The sequence below is a fragment of the Actinoplanes sp. DH11 genome (assembly GCF_020873875.1).
Classification (GTDB): Bacteria; Actinomycetota; Actinomycetes; order Mycobacteriales; family Micromonosporaceae; genus Actinoplanes.
Genome location: NZ_JAHWGU010000006.1, coordinates 256,504 through 272,154 on the forward strand (window position 1 = coordinate 256,504; position 15,651 = coordinate 272,154).

Below are 15,651 nucleotides of genomic sequence, written 5' to 3' on the forward strand. Positions count from 1 at the left end.
TTACCGTCAGGAGAGCCTGCGCAGACCTTCGGCGACCGCGACGCGCAGCTGCTCGCCGTAGGAGTCCGCGGGCAGCGCCGACCCACGCCCGGCCGCGTTCTCGTAGGCGGCACGCGCGGCGGCCCGGTTCCCCAGCCGCTCGTGGGCCATCGCCACCCCCACGTACAGCGAGGGGTAGAAGGCGGCCACCCGGTCGTCACCGACACCGTCGGCGTGCCGCAGCGCCTCCTCGTTCCACCGCAGAACCTCTGCGGGGTCGTCCTGCTGCCGGGCCAGGTAGTGCGCCGCCACGCAGGCGTCGTAGTCGTCGCCGCGCGCCGCCCACGCCTGCTGGAACAGGGCACGGGCTGCCGCCGGCCGGCCCTCGGCCTCTGCCCGCATCCCGTCCTGGCAAAGCTTGAGCACCGGATTACCGAGGTCCATCGTCACTCCTGTCGACCGCTGTTCGCTGACGACGACGATCGTGCGGGCTCGACCAGGTCGAGGGTCAAGGATGGCGCGGCGCCGGATCAGGATGCGCTGCCGGCACCCTGCTGAACGGGACCACCTGGGTGGTCTCGCGCATATGCAGGCCCTGGTAGAGCCGCCGGGCGACCGGGTAGTCGGCGTCGCCGCGCGGGCCGACCGTCGCCTGCGTGGCCCCGAGGTCGTGGGCCACGCGCAGCAACTCGGTGCACAGGGCCGTCGCCAGGCCCCGGCGGGCGTGGGCGGGCACGGTGCCGACCGGTTCGAACAGCACCGACCGGGACTGCGGGTCGAGCCAGCCGAGGGCGTACCCGGCGAGGCTGCCGTCCGGTGCCTCGGCGACCAGGTCCAGCTCGGCGCGGTAGAGCGGGGAGGCCGTCACCGCCGTGTGCTTGGCGGCCGAGTAGCCCGACGCGGGTTCGCCGCCGGTCACCGGCAGGCCCAGCAGGTGCCGGATGCGGGCCGGTGCCCAGCAGTGGCGGTGCACCTCGACCCGGTCGGCCAGTTCGCCGTCCCGGACCGGCCGGATCCGGTAACCGGCCGCCTCGCGGCGCGGCAGCGGGCCGGTCAGTTCCCGCCACAGGTGCGTGAACCAGGGGCCGGGGTCGCGCCGGAAACCCTTCGCGGTCAGCACCGCCAGCAGCGCGGGTTGTTGCAGGGACACCTCGACGGTGGCGTGCGGCGCGACCTGGAGGAGTTCGTCGACGGCCTCGTGCATCCGCCGCGCGGTGGCGCTCTCCGGCGCCAGATGCAACGACACAGTCGACGGTGCCGGATGCAACGACGCGGTCGACGGTGCCGGATGCACCGACGCGGTCGACGGTGCCGGGTGCGGGGACGCGGTCGGCGGGCGCCAGATGTCGGCGAAACCGAACAGGGGATCACCCCAGGTCAGGACCGCGTCCGGGGTGGTGCTGCCGTCGCCGCGGGCGTGGGACCACGCGACGTTGCCGGGGTGCAGCCGCTGCTGCGGTGTCCAGGTCCGCCCCACGCACGCCAGGCGGGCGGTCAGGTCGCTCACGCGGACGACGGGTACGCGGTGCCGGCGACAGCCATGACGCGAATCCTAACGTCCGCCGGGCCGGTGCGCCGACGCCGGGACCGGGTAAGGCAACCGGTATGACGAGCCGTATCGCCGTGATATCCATCGATGCCCTGCGGCCGCGGCCGATCGCCGAGTTCTGGGCGGCCGTGCTGGGGTGGCAGATCCTCGAGGAGGATCCCGACTTCATCACCATCGGGCCCGCCGACCGGCCGGGGCCGACCATCGACGTGTGCCCGGTGCCGGAACGCAAGACCGTGAAGAACCGGCTGCACCTGGACCTGCGGGCCGACGGCAGCACGGCGGCCGCCGAGGTGGAGCGGCTGATCGGGCTGGGCGCCCGGCACGCCGACGTGGGGCAGGACCCGGATTCGTCGTGGACGGTCCTGGCCGACCCGGAGGGCAACGAGTTCTGCGTGCTCGCCCGATCGGTGCAGGACGTCGAGGGAGCCCGCTGACGGCCCGCCCGGCGCTGTCACGTCCAGTAGAGGACCCGGCAGGACGGCAGCCGGGCGGCGATCTCCTCGTGGAACCAGGTGCGCAGCTCGGCCATGGTGTCCGCGGGGTAGACGTACTTCACCGCCCCGAACTTGCCGTGCTTGCGGCTGCGGGACTCCTCGTCCATCTCGAGCCGGGTGCGCGGGTACCACCCCAGCAGCACCTCCTTGCTGCCCGGCGTGAACCGGTGCGTGATCAGCTCGGCGGTCAGATCCAGGCCGGGTACGCCGCCGACCGCACCCGCGATGCCGTCCAGCAACGCGCCGTAGTGCGTCCGCCAGTCCGGCACCGCGATGATCGGCGCGATCGTGACACCGACCGGGTACCCGGCGAGGGCGAGCCGGCGCAGGGCGGCGAGCCGGTCCTCGAGGCGGCTGGTGCCACCCTCCACCCGGGTGGTGACGGGCCGGCAGTTGACGCTCAGCCGGACCCGCGTACGCCCGTGGTGTGCCAGGTCGAGAAAGCCGTCCACGTCGTCGAACTTCGTGGTGAAGCGCAGCTGCACGGGTGCGTCCCAGCCGCCGAAGTGCTCGACGGCCCGGCGCCAGCTGCCGGTCAGGTGTTCCAGCGCGAGCGGGTCGGTGTAGCAGGACGCCTCGAAGGTGGTTCCCTCGTCGCGCCGGGCCACGCGGCGGCTGGTCACGGTGCCCCGGCCCGCGTAGTCGGCGAGCCCGGCCAGGATGTCGTCCAGGTCGGCGTAGACCCGGGTCACCGGCGGCCCGGACAGGGAGCCGGCGAGGTAGCAGTACTGGCAGTGCGCCGGGCAGCCCTCGGCCAGGTCGAACCGCCAGTCCGCGCTCGGTGCGATCGGCTGCAGGGCGCGGCGGGACGGCGGGCTCACCACGATGGCCATGGTCGACTTCGCCCGGGCGTACGTTTCCCGGTCGTTCTCGCCGCGCAGCCCGGTCAGCCGGTTCCCGCGCAGCCGCTCCACCTCGATGCCCTGCGCCTCGACCAGCTCGATGATCCGCCGGCCGTGCGCGTGGTCGTACGCGGCGGGCGTGGCCACCACCCGCTTCGGCGTCCACCGCCGGGCCGGGCGCGGTGGTGGCGCCACCGCGTCGAGGTCGTGGGTGACGACGGCCTCGCCGCTGGCGCTGTGCGGTGCGGCCGACGCGTCGGCCGCCAGTGGCCGGGTCAGGTCGACGGAGTGGGACGACATCCCCGGTACCTACCCTGAGCTGGGCCGTTCTACCGCCACGGGTCCCGGGCCCGCAGCGGCCGGCGTGGCCGGAGTGAGAAATAGAGGCTCTGGAATGTCTCGGTACGTCTGGTTACTTTCCGGTAACCACAGGCGAGCCGAGGAGGCCGACGTGTCCCTGCGCACTCGAATTTCCGCCATGCTGATCGCCGGAATGATCGCCGGCCCGGGCGTGGCGGCGCTCCCCGCCGAGGCCGCCACGTCGCGCGGCGTCACGATCCCGGCCTTCTACACCCCGCCGGACACGCTGCCGGCGGCCGACGGCGCGCTGATCCGCACCGAACCCCTGCCGCTCGCGCTCTCCCTGCCGGGGATCAACTCGAGCCTGCCGGGCCGGGCCACCCGGCTGATGTACAAGTCCACCGATGCCAGTGGCGAGCCGGTGGCCGTGACCGGCGCCTACCTCGAACCGGCGGCGAGCTGGCGGGGCGCGGGACCGCGGCCGCTGGTGGTCCTGGCGCCGGGCACGATGGGCCAGGGCGACCAGTGCTCCACCTCGCTGGCCCTGCAGAAGGGGCTGGTGCTGGGCATCGGCACCGAGGAGAGCACGGTGTCGGTCGGCTACGAGATCCTGGCGATGTACCGGCTGCTGGCCAAGGGTGTCGCGGTGGTGCAGACCGACTACGTGGGGCTGGGCACGACCGACCGGCTGCACACCTACGTCAACCGGGTCGACCAGGCGCACGCCGTGCTCGACGCGGCACGGGCGGCCAAGGCGCTGCCGAACACCTCGATCACGGCGAAGTCGCTGGTCGGGCTCTACGGGTACAGCCAGGGCGGCGGGGCGGTCGCCGCCGCGGCAGAGCTTCAGGCGGGGTACGCGCCGGACGTCACACTGAAGGCCACCTACTCCGGGGCGCCGCCCGCGAACCTGGCCGACGTGACCGCGGCCATCGACGGCAGTGAGCTGCTCGGCGCCCTGGGCTGGTCGGTCAACGGTTTCGTGCAGAGCGAACCGGAGCTGCGGTCACTGCTCGACGGGTACCTCAGCGACGTCGGCCGCGCCATCCTGAAGGACATGTCCACGATGTGCGTCGGCGATGCGATCTTCGCCTACGCCGGCAAGCGCAGCACGGCCTGGACCACCGGCGGCGAGTCGGTGAGCGAGATCGTCGCCGCCGAGCCCCGGTTGCGCGACTACCTCGCCGACCAGCGGATCGGCACCCGCAAGCCGACCGGCGTCGTCCGGGTCGCCACCGGCGTCAACGACAACCTGGTGCCGCACCGCCAGGCACGCACGATGGCCGCCGACTGGTGCCGGCGCGGCGGCAACGTCGTCTACGACCCGATCATGCTGCCGAAGGGTTCCAGCGCCCTGCTCAACCACTTCGGGCCGCTGCTGACCGACCAGGACACCGCGGTGGACTGGCTCAGCGCCCGGCTGGCCGGCCTGCCGTCCGTCTCGAACTGCGTGACGATGCCGATCCAGCCGTAACCCCACACCGGTCGCTGCCCGCGCCGAGACCACCGCCCGCTCGGGGCGGGCGCTCGGCGCGGCGCGTCCCGGTGCCGGCCACGCCATGCAGACGATCTTCGTGGGCGACTTCGACACCCGGATCCCCGCGATCGCGGCGCGGGGCCTGGAACCGGCCGAGCGCGAGACCTACGAGAACGGCGTACGGAAGGCGATCTTCCGTGACCCGGACGGCAACGAGATCGGCTTCGGCGGGGCGCCACTCTGACCGTTCCGACTCCGCCACCGCGCGCAGCCGGCCGGGGTCGGTATCATCGCCTTCGATGATCACTGGGAGTGCTGCCCGTACCCTTGCCGCCGGTCAGCTGTGCCGCGTGCACATCCATGACGTGACGACCGGTGTCACGACCGAGGTGCACACCAGCCGGACCGTGCTGTTCGAGGCGCCCAACTGGACCGCCGCCGGTGACCTGATCCTCAACGGCGAAGGCGTGCTGTGGCGGCTGCCGGCCGACGCGTCGGCGCCGCCGCAGCCGATCCCGCTGGACGGTGTCCCGGAGCTGAACAACGATCACGTGCTGGATCCGCGCGGCGCGAGCGTCTTCGTGTCGGCGAACGACGGGCACATCTATCACGCACCCCTGCGCGGCGGTACGGCCCGGCGCGTCACGCACGAGGACCGGATGCACTTCCTGCACGGGGTGAGCCCGGACGGCGGCACCCTGGCCTACGTGGGCATCGAGCAGCAGCGCTGGGATGCGGGCACCCTGTGGGTGATCGGCCGCGACGGCGGGACGTCGACGCCGCTCACCGGGGCGGGCGGCCCCGACGACGGCCCGGAGTACTCGCCGGACGGCGCGTGGATCTACTTCAACACCGAGCGGTTCGCCGCCGTGCCGGGGCACGCGCAGATCGCCCGGATCCGGCCGGACGGCACCGGGTTGGCGCAGCTCACCGCCGACGAGCGGGTCAACTGGTTCCCGCACCTGTCACCGGACGGCAGCCGGGCCGTCTACCTGAGCTACCCGGCGGGCACCCGCGGGCACCCGGCGGACCTGCCGGTCGAGTTGCGCCTGGTGGAGGGCGACGCCTGGGGTACGCCGCGGACGGTGGTGGCGCTGCCCGGCGGGCAGGGCACCGTCAACGTGAACAGCTGGGCGCCCGACTCGCGCCGGTTCGCCTACGTCGACTACCCGATGGACGCGGTCCCGGCGGGCAGCAGCCGGGCACCCCGCGCCGCCGGGTAGCGCGGTCACGGCGCCGGGGCGCCGCCGGGTGGTGCGCGATCACCGTGCCGCGGCGCGGGCGGGTAGCGGATTCACGGCGCCGGGGTGCCGCCGGCGGCGCTGAAGCGGCGGGCCAGGCGGGTGAAGGCGGCGGTGAGCTCGGGTGGGCCGACGACCTCGATGCCGGCGTCGAAGCGCGCGACGGCGGCGGCCAGGCTCACCCAGGACCAGGATCCGAGGGTGACCCGGCAGCGGTCGGGGCCGAGTTCCTCCACGATGCCGTCGCGGCTGTGGCGGGCGACCGTGGCCGCCGGCACGTCCAGGATGACCACGCCCTGGCACGGCCAGTCGCCGGACGCGTCGGCGGAGCCCCGGAAGCGTGCGGTGACGAACGTGGCGACGTCGCCGCCGGGCAGGTCGCGGGGGGTGAAGCGGGGACCGTTGGGTGTGCGCGGCGTGATCCGGTCGGCGCGGAAGACGCGCCAGTCCGCGCGGTCGAGGTCCCAGGCCACCAGGTACCAGCGGCCGCCCCAGGTGACGACGTGGTGCGGTTCGGCGCGGCGCGGCGGCCGGTCGGTGCCGGTCGGGCCGTAGTCGAAGCGCAGCACCTCGCGGGCCCGGGCGGCGGCGCCGACCGTGAGCAGCACGTCACCGCCGACCGGCTCGTCCGGCCGCGCGGCGGGGGGCCGCACCGCGGTGATCCGGAGGGCATCGACGCGGTGCCGCAGCCGGGACGGCAGCACCTGCCGGACCGTGTTCAGGGCTTGCGCGGAGGCGTCGGCGAGGCCGCTGCCGGTGTCACCGGCGGCCACCTGCAGGGCGACGGTGAGCGCGACCGCCTGCTCGTCGTCGAAGAGCAGCGGCGGCAGTTCGGCGCCGGCGCCGAGGCGGTAACCGCCGTCCGGCCCCTTGCTCGCCGCGATGGGGTAGCCCAGCTCCCGGAGCCGGTCCACGTCGCGGCGCACGGTGCGCAGGCTGATGTCGAGGCGTTCGGCCAGGAGGGTGCCGGGCCAGTCCCGCCGGGCCTGGAGCAGGGACAGCAGGGCCAGCAGCCGGGCGGACGTCTTCTGCATGTCGTCATTCTCGCCGAAGTAGGTGACACAACCTGGCACCTACCGCTGACAGAGTTCCGGGCAGAGCCGGACGCCGGTCCGAGCCCTCCGACAGGAGTTCACGAATGAGCATCACCACCACCACGCATCTCAACTTCCGCGGCGACGCCCGGGAGGCGCTGGAGTTCTACCGGTCCGTGTTCGGCGGCGACATCGCCCTCGTCACCTACGCCGACGCCGGCATCGGCGCCGGCGACGGGGCGGACCAGATCATGTGGGGCCAGGTACAGGCCGGCAACGGTTTTCACGTGATGGCGTACGACGTGCCCGGCCACCTGTCCTACCACCCCGGTGACAAGCCGGTCTTCGTCTCCGTGCGCGGCACCGGCGAGGACGAGATCAGCGCCTTCTGGAAGGGACTGTCCGAGGGCGCGACGGTCGTCCAGGACCTCGGGCCGTCCGGGTGGGCGCCGCTGTACGGCATGCTGACCGACCGGTTCGGCGTGACCTGGGTCCTGGACGTCGCCGTCGACCACCAGGCCGGCTGACCGGGCGACGCCTGGCGAGGGAGGGGTGCCGGGCCGCCGAGGCGGCGTGGGACGGACCTGGTTGGGTAACGTGCCCACGTGATTCCGGTCCTGACGCGTTACCTGGCGGCCGCGATCGGGGCCCGCCTCGCCGACGAGGGCGCCCGCGTGTCGATCGTGCTGCTCGCCATCGAGCAGACCGGCAGCGCGGGCGTCGGCGGCCTGCTGGTCGCGGCGCTGATGGTGCCGCACGTGGCCGCCGCGCCGCTGGCCGGTGCCGCCGCCGACCGGGCACGCCGGCGCAAACCGCTCTACCTGGTGGCGTTCGTGGCGTATGCGCTGGCGCTGACCGGTTCGGCGCTGCTGATCGGGCGCGCGAACGGGGCCGCCGCCGTCCTGCTGTTCGCCGGCGGCTGTCTAGCGCCGCTGCTGTTCGGCGGCCTGAGCAGTCTGTTGCGCGAGCTCGTACCCGGTGATGTGGGCCGTGCGTTCGGGTTCGACGCCACCACGTACTCGGTGGCGGGCATCGCCGGTCCCGCGCTCGCCGCGCTGGTTGCCGGCTTCGCCGGCGCGACCTGGTCACTTGTCACCCTCGGCGCGTTCGCCCTGCTGGGCGCGCTGGCCTTCGCGACCTTGCCGCTGGGGGCACGACCAGCGGGGGTACGGGCGGAGCGCACCGCCAAGCCCCTGGCCGCGTTCGCGGTGTTCCTCGGCCGTCCCCGCCTGGGCGCGGTCACCGCCGCGACCGGGATCAGCCAGTTCGGCATCGGGGCCCTGCCCCTGGCGGCGGCCGCGATCGCGACGGCCCGGCACGATCCGCCGCTGACCGGCCTGATCATGGCGGTGACGGCCGTCGGCGGCCTGATCGGGTCCCTGCTGACCACCCGGATCCGGCTGGTGCACCGGCACCCGGAGCGGACGCTGCTGCTGTGCACGGCGGCCATGGCCGTACCCTTCCTGCCGCCCGCCCTGTTTCCCCTGACCTGGCCGTTGTTCGCGGTGGCCGGTCTGCTGATGGGCCCGGTCACCGTCGCGCTCTTCTCGGTGCGTGACCGGGAGTCACCGCCCGAGGTCCGCACCCAGGTCTTCGCGCTCGGCGCCGGCATCAAGGTCACGTCGGGTGCGGCGGGCGCGGCGGTGGGTGGCCTGCTGGCGGGTTCCGGGTCGGCGCTGCTGCTGACGGTGATCGCTTCCGGTCAGCTGCTGGCCGCGCTGACCGGCGTCCTCATCCTGCGCCGGGCCCGTACCCGGCAGCCCGCTGTCCTGCCCGGACGCTGACCGCCCCTATAGTCGGCGCGTGCTCACGGAATCCGTCACCGACGTCGATCTCGTTGCGGCGGTCCGCGCCGCCTTCGTCAGACTTGGCGGGCCCGGTCCCGGCCTGCCCTTGAACGGCGAGGATGCCGTCCGATGGATCGGCGCGCTGCTCGACGGCGGGTACGAGGAACGGGCGGTCGCGGAGTTGCGCGGACTGCTGCGCCGCCCGGAACCGCCGGCCGGGATCGACGAGCTGGCGGCGCGGATCCAGGATGACGGGCGGCGCCGGGTGCTCGCCCACGCCGTGCTGGACAGCGCGTACGTGTCCGGACCGTACGGATCCCGCTGGTCATGGCCGTACCGGGGTGTCGCGGCGACGGCAGTCCGGCTCGCGGACGGCGACCGGGGGCTGGAGGACGCCGCGCTGTGCAAGGTGCTGGAGTCCGCGCCGGCTGAGGAGCGGGAGGCCCCGTACCGGGTCGGCGTGGTCGTCGCGGCTCTCGCGGAGGCGCACCGCGACGAACCGGCGTACCTCGACCACCTGGCCGGCCTGCTCACCGGCGCCGACCGGCGGCACCTCGCCTTCGCCGCCGCGCTCCTCGGCCCGCTCGGTCTCGACGAGACCCGCCGGCTCTGCGGCACGGTCCCCGACGAGGCCGGCGAGGCCCTGGCCGCCGCGTTCGCCGAGGCCGGCCGGTTCGCCGAGGCCATCGACCTGGCCGGCACGCTCGGCGCCGACACCCGGCAGCGAACTCTGCTGTCGCTGGCCTCGCCGGATCTGCCGCCGGCCCGGGCCAAGGCGCTCGTCGCCGCCTATCGCAAGTGCCCCCGGGCCAGCCGGCGGCGGGAGGACCAAGTTTTCTATCGCAGCCGCTGGATCCGGCTGCTGCTGGCACTGGACCGGGTCGACGACGCGCTGGCCGCGCTGGCCGGGCTGCCCGACTGCCGCTACGCCGGGTACGGCCCGGCGCCGCTGACCCTGGACATCCTGCGCCGGTTCGCGGACCGCCCGGCGGAGGCCACCCCGGCGCGGCTGCGAGCCCTGCTCGACGTGCTCGCCGGTGACCACGTCATCCCGCAGGAACTGGAAAGCGTCGTCATCGAGGTGGTGCGGCTGGTCAACCGCCTCGGTGACGCCACGGTGCGTGCGGAACTCGCCGCGACCGACGTGCCGTGGATGGCGGACCGCCTGCGGCGCATCGCGGGAAGGGTCGCCGACGTCGCGCTCGCCTGGGCGCGGGTGGACAACGGCGACCACGCGGCCGCCGATCCCCTGTTCACGCTGGTCGCCGACGACAACCGCCATCACCACCTGATGCGGATCCTGCTCACGATGGCGCCCGAGGCCCGCCTCGCGAGCAGGGACCCGGAGCTGTTCACCCGCCTGCTGACGCCCGCGTTCAGCATCGTGGTGCGGTTCCCGCTCGGCGGGTTCGGCGCGGACGAGGTGAAGCTGATGTCCGGCGTACTCCCCGGGGCGCCGCACGGGTACCCCCGGTGGTCGGGCATCCAGGTCTCGGCGTTCGCCGCCGACACCGGCGACCGGCGGCTGCTCGCCGTCGCGGTGGCGTCGGCGCCGGACCTGGAAGCGCTGCAGCAGGTCAGCCGCGACGTCGCGGTGGTCCTGGCCCGCGCGGGCGAGCAGGCCGGTGCGGTCGAGGTCGCGGAACTCTGCGGGCTCAGCAGCGAGGTGCGCTAGGCGCGTGGGAGCAGGCCGGCCCGGTGGCCGATCAGGGCGGCCTCGGTGCGGTTGTCGCACCTCAGCTTGACCAGCAGCCGCGAGACGTAGCCCTTCACCGTTGCCTCGGACAGGTGCAGGCTCCGGGCGATCTGCTGGTTGGACCGGCCCGCGCCGAGGCCGGCCAGCACCTCCACCTCGCGGTCGGTGAGTGCGGCGATCAGGTCGCGGGCCTGCTGCCGGTCGCCGATGCTGCCGGCCAGTCGCTGGGCCGCCGCCGGGGACAGGACGGTGTGGCCGGCCGCGGCGACCCGGACCAGGTCGACCAGGTCTTCCGGTGCGGTCGACTTGAGCAGGAAACCGGCTGCGCCGGCCCGCAGGGCGCGCACCACGTACTCGTCGAGGTCGAACGTGGTCAGCGCGATCACTCGTGGTGGCGCCGGCAGGGTCGCCATGCGTTCCATCGCGGCGAGTCCGTCCACCCCGGGCATCCGCAGGTCCATCAGCACCACGTCGGGGTGCAGGCGGACCGCTGCCTCGACCGCTTCCGCGCCGTCGTAGGCCTCGCCGGCGACCTCCAGCCCTGGCGCGGCCGCCAGGATGGTGCGCAGATGGGCGCAGACCAGCCGCTCGTCGTCGACGAGCAACACCCGGATCATCGGCCCGCCGGGGGAACGGTCGTGGGCACGTACGCCGGCAGCGCCGCGTCGACCAGGAAACCGCCGTCCGGATCGGCGCCCGCCGCGAGCGTTCCGCCGACCACTTCGACCCGGTGCCGCAACCCGTCGAGCCCGCTGCCGCCGCCGGTGGCCGTGACGTCGGCGTCCGGCTGCCGGTCGGGGCTGGTGTTGGCGATCGTGGCCCGTACGCCGCCCGCGCCGTAGCGGACCGTCACGACGGCGCCTGCGCCGGGCGCGTGTTTGTGCACGTTGGTCAGGGATTCCTGCACCACGCGGAACAGGGTGCGCCGCACCGCGGGAGCGACCGCGGCGGGGTCACCCTGCTCGTCCAGCCGCACCGCCAAGCCCACCGCCCGCGACTCGTCGACAAGGCCGGCAAGGTCGGCAAGGTCGGCAAGGTCGGCGGGGCCCGCAGGGGAGGCGAGGTAGGCCGGAGTGGCGAGGCCGGCGGAGGAGGCGGAAGCGGCGGCGGCGGGGGCAGACCGGCCGGCCGGGGCTGAGCCGTCACGCAGCACGCCGACCAGGTCGCGCAGCTCGGCGAGGGCGTGGCAGCCGGCGGTCCGCATCTCCTCGGCGGTGGCGCGGACGGCCGGGTCGGTGGTGCTGACCCGCAGCGCGCCGGCCTGCAGCACCAGCAGGTTGATCCGGTGGGTGACCACGTCGTGCATCTCGCCGGCGAGCCGGAGTCGTTCCTCGGCGCGGGCCTGCTCGGCCAGCAGCAGCCGTTCCCGTTCGGCGCGTTCGGCGCGGTCGGTGAGTTCGGCGATCAGGCTGCCCCGGGCGCGCACGTAGAGGCCGAGCAGCGCCGAGCAGATAATCACCGCGGGGGCGGTGACCGGGTCGTCGATCGCCCAGGCGTGCGCTCCGAACAGGAACGACGCGGTCAGCGCGGCGATCACCCCCCACTGGCGCCGACGGCTGCCGGTGCCGTGGGCGGTGACGGCGTAGGGCGCGAGCAGCGCGGCCCACGCGGGCACGAACAGGCTGATCGCCGCGATGGACAGAGCCACGGTGTACGGGTACCGCCGTCGCGCCAGCAGGAACGCCGCCGCGACGACCTGGGCGGCCACGTAGACGCCGACGGGCGCGGTGAGGTGTTTCGTCGCGTGGTCCGGATCGGCGAGCTCGAGCCCGCTGCCGATCACGGCCGCGACGCCGGCCACCAGCACGTCCACGGCGGCCGGGAGGACCCGGCTGCGACTCATGGCTGGAGGGTAACCGAGCCGCCGGCGCGCGGCCCGCCGTGCCGACGAACCGACGTGCGGCATGCGACCAAAGTAGGTGCCGGTTCCGACCTTCACCGGCTGTCCCGGTGCTCGGCGCCCACGGTGGACTGGACGGCATGAGCGACGACGTGTCCACCGCCGGGCCGCGCATCCACGCGCTCGACACGCTGCGCGGGTTCGCCCTGTGCGGCATCATGATCATCAACATCTATCAGCAGGTGGTGTTCCGGGGTGCCGCCGCCGGGACGGCCGGGCAGATGCCGACGGCGGTGCAGCTGCTGTTCTACGAGCGGTTCTACCCGATCTTCTCGATCCTGTTCGGTGTCGGGTTCGGCATCTTCCTGCGCCGCGCCGCACTGCGCACCGACCGGCCACGGCTGGTGCTGGCCCGCCGTCTCGTGGTGCTGCTGCTGATCGGGGCGCTCCACTTCGTCGTGCATCCGGGGGAGGTGCTCACCGCGTACGCCGTCGGTGGTCTGCTCGTTCTCCTGCCGCTCAGCTTTCTCGGCGGCCGCGTGGCCCTGGTGATCTCGCTGGTGCTGCTCCTGGCGGGGGCCCAGCTGGTCGTCGGGTACGGTCCGATCCCCGGGTTGCTGGCCCTCGGTTACGCGCTGGCGATGCTCGATGTCCCGGCCGCCCTGGAGCGCCGCACCGGCCGGGTCGCGGTCACGTTCGCCGTGTGCACGGCGCTGAGCGTGGCCTGGACCGTGGCGGCCGTGCGGGGTGCGGACGTGCCGGTCGTCAACGTGCTCGGCGGGCCGGGCGGCGGGGTGGGTCTGCTGGCACCGCTCGCTGGGATCGTTACCGGTCTCGCGTACTGCTGCGGTCTCCTGCTCCTGCTCCGCACGCGGCTGGGGCCGGCGCTGTCGGCGGTGCTGTCGCCGATGGGCCGGATGGCGCTCACCAACTATCTCAGCGCGACCGTGTTGTTCCTGGTCTTCGGCTCGTTGCTGGGTATCGGCAGCACGGCGGACCGGTCCGCGGTCATCGGTCTCACCGTGGGCGTCATCGTGGTGCAGGCGGGGTGGAGCGCGTGGTGGTTGCGGGTGTTCCGATACGGTCCTGCGGAGTGGGTGTGGCGCTGCCTGACGTGGTGGCAGCTGGCCCCGATGCGCCAACCTGTTCCCTCGATCGGGTGACATGCGTTTACCACCGTCCGGAGTGGTCGGTGCCTGGCGGACCGCCTGGATGCTGCGCCGATGTCAGAAGGATCAGGGCCCGGATCCTGGCTCGCTGCAAGTTGCAACTCTGTGCAACTGAATGACTACGGTACGAAACTGTGGCGCAGGTTATCCGGCGGCAGCAGGAGGGCCAGCATGAACCACGGTGAGCGACGTCTGCAGGACCGGCTCGGCACCCGGGAACGCGCCGACGCCTTCGAGGCCCGGCAGACCCTTGACCACCTCAACGAGACCATGCGTCACTTCATCGGCCGGCAGGAGATGATGTTCCTGGCCACGGCCGACGCGAGCGGTGACTGCGACAGCACGTTCCGGGCCGGGCCGCCCGGATTCGTCCGGGTGCTCGACGCCGAGCATGTCAGCTGGCCGGAGTACCGGGGCAACGGCGTCCTGGCCAGCCTCGGCAACATCACCGAGAACCCACAGGTCGGCCTGCTGTTCATCGACTTCCACGACGTCATCGGGCTGCACGTCAACGGCACCGCCGAGATCGTCGAGGACCCGGACGACCGGCCGGGCACGCCGCCGGGGCAGCGCACGCGGCTGCGGGTGGTCGCCCGGGTGCGGCAGGCCTACATCCACTGCGCGAAGCACATCCCGCGGATGGAACGGATGCCACGCGGCCGGGCCGGCGGCGGGCCGGGCTCGGGGTCGCGGGTGCCGGTCGCGGCGGGTCGGATGCCGCGTCCGGAGGGTCAGGTGCCGCGGTCGGAGGCGCAGGTGCCGCGGTCGGAGGCGCAGATCAAGAAGAGCGACTACTTTGTACCGGCGCCGCCCCTGCTCCCGGCCGTCAGCCAGCCGCGGTAGAGCGTCTCCGCGGGGAGCCGGGCGGTCAGCGCGGTCCAGGCGTCCAGCCAGGCGCGGCGGACCAGGCTCGGCGGCCAGGGTGCCGCGCGCAGCTCCGGTGGGATCAGTGGGTCGTGGCGCATGGCCCGGTCCAGGGCATCGGCCAGGCGGATCTGCCGGACCAGCACCGCCGTCACGTCACTCCCGGCCGGTGGACCGTCCGCAGCCGGCGGGTTGTTGCTGGCCGGCGGGTCGTCCTCGGCCAGGGCCTGCTCGAGCGCCGCGTAGCCGGCGACGATCGGCGCGGCCGGCCAGAGCAACTCGGCGACGGCCCGGTCGTCGGTGGTCCCGCGCACGTCCAGGCCGGTGGCCGTCGCGCGGACCAGGTTGGCAGCGCCGCCCGGCGGCAGCAGCGGGCCCAGGTCGTGCGGGCTGACGTAGAGGCCGGTCGAGACGGCGGCCGCGCCGGCCTCGGCGAGGTCACGCCGCAGCGCGTCCCGGAGGGCACGCTCGGACTCGGGGGCGCTGACGGCCAGCAGGTGCCATCTCCCGTCCCAGCGCGCCCGGCCGCGGTCCTGGTCGAGGGCCAGGTGCAGCCCGAGCCGGTCGCGGTCCAGCCGCGCCCGGCCGGCCGGGGTCAGCCCGAGGCCGCCGGATCGGCCCCGGCCGGTCCGGGTGACCTCGCCGGCGGTCAGCATCCGCCGGATCGCCAGGCGTAGCGGCTGGTCCTCGATGCCGGCGGCGTTGGCGGTGTCGTAGATCAGGCGCAGCGGCGCCTCGCCGTCGGCGGGCAGGAAGGCCTCGATCACCGTGCGGGGTGCGGGTGTCCACGTGTTCGGCACGGTCAGATCTTCTTTCGCATCGTCCGGTAGCGCTCGAAACCGTACAGCCGGCGCAGCGCCCCGACGGAGCCCTCCTCGACGACGCGGAAGCCGTGGCGCCGGTACAGCGCCTCCGCGCGCGGGTTGGTGTCGACGACCGAGAGCTGCACCCACCGCCGGCCGTGCCGGGCGGCGTGCTCGGCCACCCGGTCCAGCAACGCCGACCCGATGCCCCGGCCCCGGCGGTCGGCGCTGACGCAGATGCCGTCGAGGGTGAGGACCCCGTCGTGTTCGCGGCGGTCGAGCGGGGCCAGTGTCAGCCAGGCGCGGGCCGCGGCGGCGCGGCCGAGTTCGTCGCGCAACCGCCGCCACGTCAGGTCGGCGGCGCCGTGGCCGTCCTGGTGGAAGCCGCACACGCCGGTCACCTCGCCGCCGTCACGCGCGACGAGCATCCGGTCGGGTCGCAGCGTGGCCGTGACAAGTGCCGCGCCGACCTCGTCGCTGCCGAAGGCCGGCCGGAGCTTGCGGCCGAACGCCGCCCAGTAGAGCGCACCCACGCGGTGTCGCTCGGACTCGGTGAAGGACATGCCCAGATCC

The 15,651-nt window shown here is 74.0% G+C and carries 16 protein-coding genes and 1 pseudogene; 9 read left to right on the forward strand and 8 right to left on the reverse strand.

Features of this window, described 5'->3' with window-relative positions; translation table 11 throughout:
- Positions 1 to 6 precede the first annotated feature (6 nt).
- Positions 7 to 423: a hypothetical protein gene (locus tag LPA41_RS11565; protein WP_229070107.1), complete on the reverse strand. Its 417-nt coding sequence runs from the start codon at positions 421 to 423 to the stop codon at positions 7 to 9.
- Positions 424 to 487: 64 nt separating this feature from the next.
- Positions 488 to 1,486: a GNAT family N-acetyltransferase gene (locus LPA41_RS11570; RefSeq protein WP_229070108.1), complete on the reverse strand. Its 999-nt coding sequence runs from the start codon at positions 1,484 to 1,486 to the stop codon at positions 488 to 490.
- A 98-nt stretch (positions 1,487 to 1,584) separates the two neighbouring features.
- Between LPA41_RS11570 and LPA41_RS11575 the strand changes: the two genes are divergently transcribed.
- Positions 1,585 to 1,965 carry a VOC family protein gene (locus tag LPA41_RS11575; RefSeq protein ID WP_229070109.1) on the forward strand — a complete coding sequence of 127 codons (381 nt, stop codon included), beginning with the start codon at positions 1,585 to 1,587 and terminating at the stop codon, positions 1,963 to 1,965.
- A 17-nt stretch (positions 1,966 to 1,982) separates the two neighbouring features.
- On the opposite strand, the gene LPA41_RS11580 is transcribed toward LPA41_RS11575, so the two are convergent.
- Positions 1,983 to 3,167: a spore photoproduct lyase family protein gene (locus tag LPA41_RS11580; RefSeq protein ID WP_229070110.1), complete on the reverse strand. Its 1,185-nt coding sequence runs from the start codon at positions 3,165 to 3,167 to the stop codon at positions 1,983 to 1,985.
- Positions 3,168 to 3,318: 151 nt separating this feature from the next.
- Between LPA41_RS11580 and LPA41_RS11585 the strand changes: the two genes are divergently transcribed.
- From LPA41_RS11585 to LPA41_RS11595, 3 genes and pseudogenes are all read left to right on the forward strand, one after another.
- Positions 3,319 to 4,641: a lipase family protein gene (locus LPA41_RS11585; protein ID WP_229070111.1), complete on the forward strand. Its 1,323-nt coding sequence runs from the start codon at positions 3,319 to 3,321 to the stop codon at positions 4,639 to 4,641.
- Positions 4,642 to 4,684: 43 nt separating this feature from the next.
- Positions 4,685 to 4,888, forward strand: a pseudogene (locus tag LPA41_RS11590) (VOC family protein); the annotation flags it as partial.
- 55 nt (positions 4,889 to 4,943) lie between these two features.
- Positions 4,944 to 5,867, forward strand: coding sequence for a hypothetical protein (locus tag LPA41_RS11595; RefSeq protein ID WP_229070113.1), 924 nt, complete (start codon positions 4,944 to 4,946; stop codon positions 5,865 to 5,867).
- A 71-nt stretch (positions 5,868 to 5,938) separates the two neighbouring features.
- On the opposite strand, the gene LPA41_RS11600 is transcribed toward LPA41_RS11595, so the two are convergent.
- Positions 5,939 to 6,919 carry a YafY family protein gene (locus LPA41_RS11600; protein WP_229070114.1) on the reverse strand — a complete coding sequence of 327 codons (981 nt, stop codon included), beginning with the start codon at positions 6,917 to 6,919 and terminating at the stop codon, positions 5,939 to 5,941.
- Between the two features lie 104 nt (positions 6,920 to 7,023).
- Here LPA41_RS11600 and LPA41_RS11605 point away from each other — a divergent pair, with 104 nt between their 5' ends.
- The 3 genes from LPA41_RS11605 (at position 7,024) to LPA41_RS11615 (ending at position 10,381) form a co-directional block, all read left to right on the forward strand.
- Positions 7,024 to 7,446, forward strand: coding sequence for a VOC family protein (locus tag LPA41_RS11605; protein ID WP_229070115.1), 423 nt, complete (start codon positions 7,024 to 7,026; stop codon positions 7,444 to 7,446).
- A gap of 78 nt (positions 7,447 to 7,524) precedes the next feature.
- Complete coding sequence (locus LPA41_RS11610) at positions 7,525 to 8,703, forward strand: MFS transporter (protein WP_229070116.1); 1,179 nt, start codon at positions 7,525 to 7,527, stop codon at positions 8,701 to 8,703.
- 19 nt (positions 8,704 to 8,722) lie between these two features.
- Complete coding sequence (locus LPA41_RS11615; protein WP_229070117.1) at positions 8,723 to 10,381, forward strand: hypothetical protein; 1,659 nt, start codon at positions 8,723 to 8,725, stop codon at positions 10,379 to 10,381.
- On the opposite strand, the gene LPA41_RS11620 is transcribed toward LPA41_RS11615, so the two are convergent.
- Both LPA41_RS11620 and LPA41_RS11625 read right to left on the reverse strand, forming a co-directional pair.
- The gene (locus LPA41_RS11620; RefSeq protein ID WP_229070118.1) at positions 10,378 to 11,019 is read right to left on the reverse strand and encodes a response regulator transcription factor; all 642 of its coding nucleotides are present in this window, start codon (positions 11,017 to 11,019) and stop codon (positions 10,378 to 10,380) included. The genes LPA41_RS11615 and LPA41_RS11620 overlap by 4 nt on opposite strands.
- Complete coding sequence (locus LPA41_RS11625; RefSeq protein ID WP_229070119.1) at positions 11,016 to 12,245, reverse strand: sensor histidine kinase; 1,230 nt, start codon at positions 12,243 to 12,245, stop codon at positions 11,016 to 11,018. Before LPA41_RS11625 ends, LPA41_RS11620 begins: the two co-directional genes overlap by 4 nt.
- Before the next feature lie 137 nt (positions 12,246 to 12,382).
- Here LPA41_RS11625 and LPA41_RS11630 point away from each other — a divergent pair, with 137 nt between their 5' ends.
- A complete protein-coding gene (locus tag LPA41_RS11630) occupies positions 12,383 to 13,405 on the forward strand; it encodes a DUF418 domain-containing protein (RefSeq protein ID WP_229070120.1) in 1,023 nt (340 codons plus the stop codon).
- Between the two features lie 177 nt (positions 13,406 to 13,582).
- Positions 13,583 to 14,254: a pyridoxamine 5'-phosphate oxidase family protein gene (locus LPA41_RS11635; RefSeq protein WP_229070121.1), complete on the forward strand. Its 672-nt coding sequence runs from the start codon at positions 13,583 to 13,585 to the stop codon at positions 14,252 to 14,254.
- On the opposite strand, the gene LPA41_RS11640 is transcribed toward LPA41_RS11635, so the two are convergent.
- Positions 14,203 to 15,075, reverse strand: a complete 873-nt coding sequence (locus LPA41_RS11640) for a PaaX family transcriptional regulator (RefSeq protein ID WP_229070122.1) — start codon at positions 15,073 to 15,075, stop codon at positions 14,203 to 14,205. The genes LPA41_RS11635 and LPA41_RS11640 overlap by 52 nt on opposite strands.
- 2 nt (positions 15,076 to 15,077) lie before the next feature.
- Positions 15,078 to 15,641 (reverse strand): GNAT family N-acetyltransferase, encoded by a 564-nt coding sequence (locus tag LPA41_RS11645; RefSeq protein ID WP_229070123.1) that lies wholly within the window; start codon positions 15,639 to 15,641, stop codon positions 15,078 to 15,080.
- Positions 15,642 to 15,651: the final 10 nt, after the last annotated feature.

Coding starts and splice junctions, on each gene's coding strand:
- LPA41_RS11635 (WP_229070121.1), top strand. CDS start 13,583: ATGAACCACGGTGAGCGACGTCTGCAGGACCGGCTCGGCACCCGGGAA.
- LPA41_RS11565 (WP_229070107.1), bottom strand. CDS start 423: ATGGACCTCGGTAATCCGGTGCTCAAGCTTTGCCAGGACGGGATGCGG.
- LPA41_RS11645 (WP_229070123.1), bottom strand. CDS start 15,641: ATGTCCTTCACCGAGTCCGAGCGACACCGCGTGGGTGCGCTCTACTGG.
- LPA41_RS11605 (WP_229070115.1), top strand. CDS start 7,024: ATGAGCATCACCACCACCACGCATCTCAACTTCCGCGGCGACGCCCGG.
- LPA41_RS11625 (WP_229070119.1), bottom strand. CDS start 12,245: ATGAGTCGCAGCCGGGTCCTCCCGGCCGCCGTGGACGTGCTGGTGGCC.
- LPA41_RS11595 (WP_229070113.1), top strand. CDS start 4,944: ATGATCACTGGGAGTGCTGCCCGTACCCTTGCCGCCGGTCAGCTGTGC.
- LPA41_RS11600 (WP_229070114.1), bottom strand. CDS start 6,919: ATGCAGAAGACGTCCGCCCGGCTGCTGGCCCTGCTGTCCCTGCTCCAG.
- LPA41_RS11630 (WP_229070120.1), top strand. CDS start 12,383: ATGAGCGACGACGTGTCCACCGCCGGGCCGCGCATCCACGCGCTCGAC.
- LPA41_RS11620 (WP_229070118.1), bottom strand. CDS start 11,019: ATGATCCGGGTGTTGCTCGTCGACGACGAGCGGCTGGTCTGCGCCCAT.
- LPA41_RS11580 (WP_229070110.1), bottom strand. CDS start 3,167: ATGTCGTCCCACTCCGTCGACCTGACCCGGCCACTGGCGGCCGACGCG.
- LPA41_RS11575 (WP_229070109.1), top strand. CDS start 1,585: ATGACGAGCCGTATCGCCGTGATATCCATCGATGCCCTGCGGCCGCGG.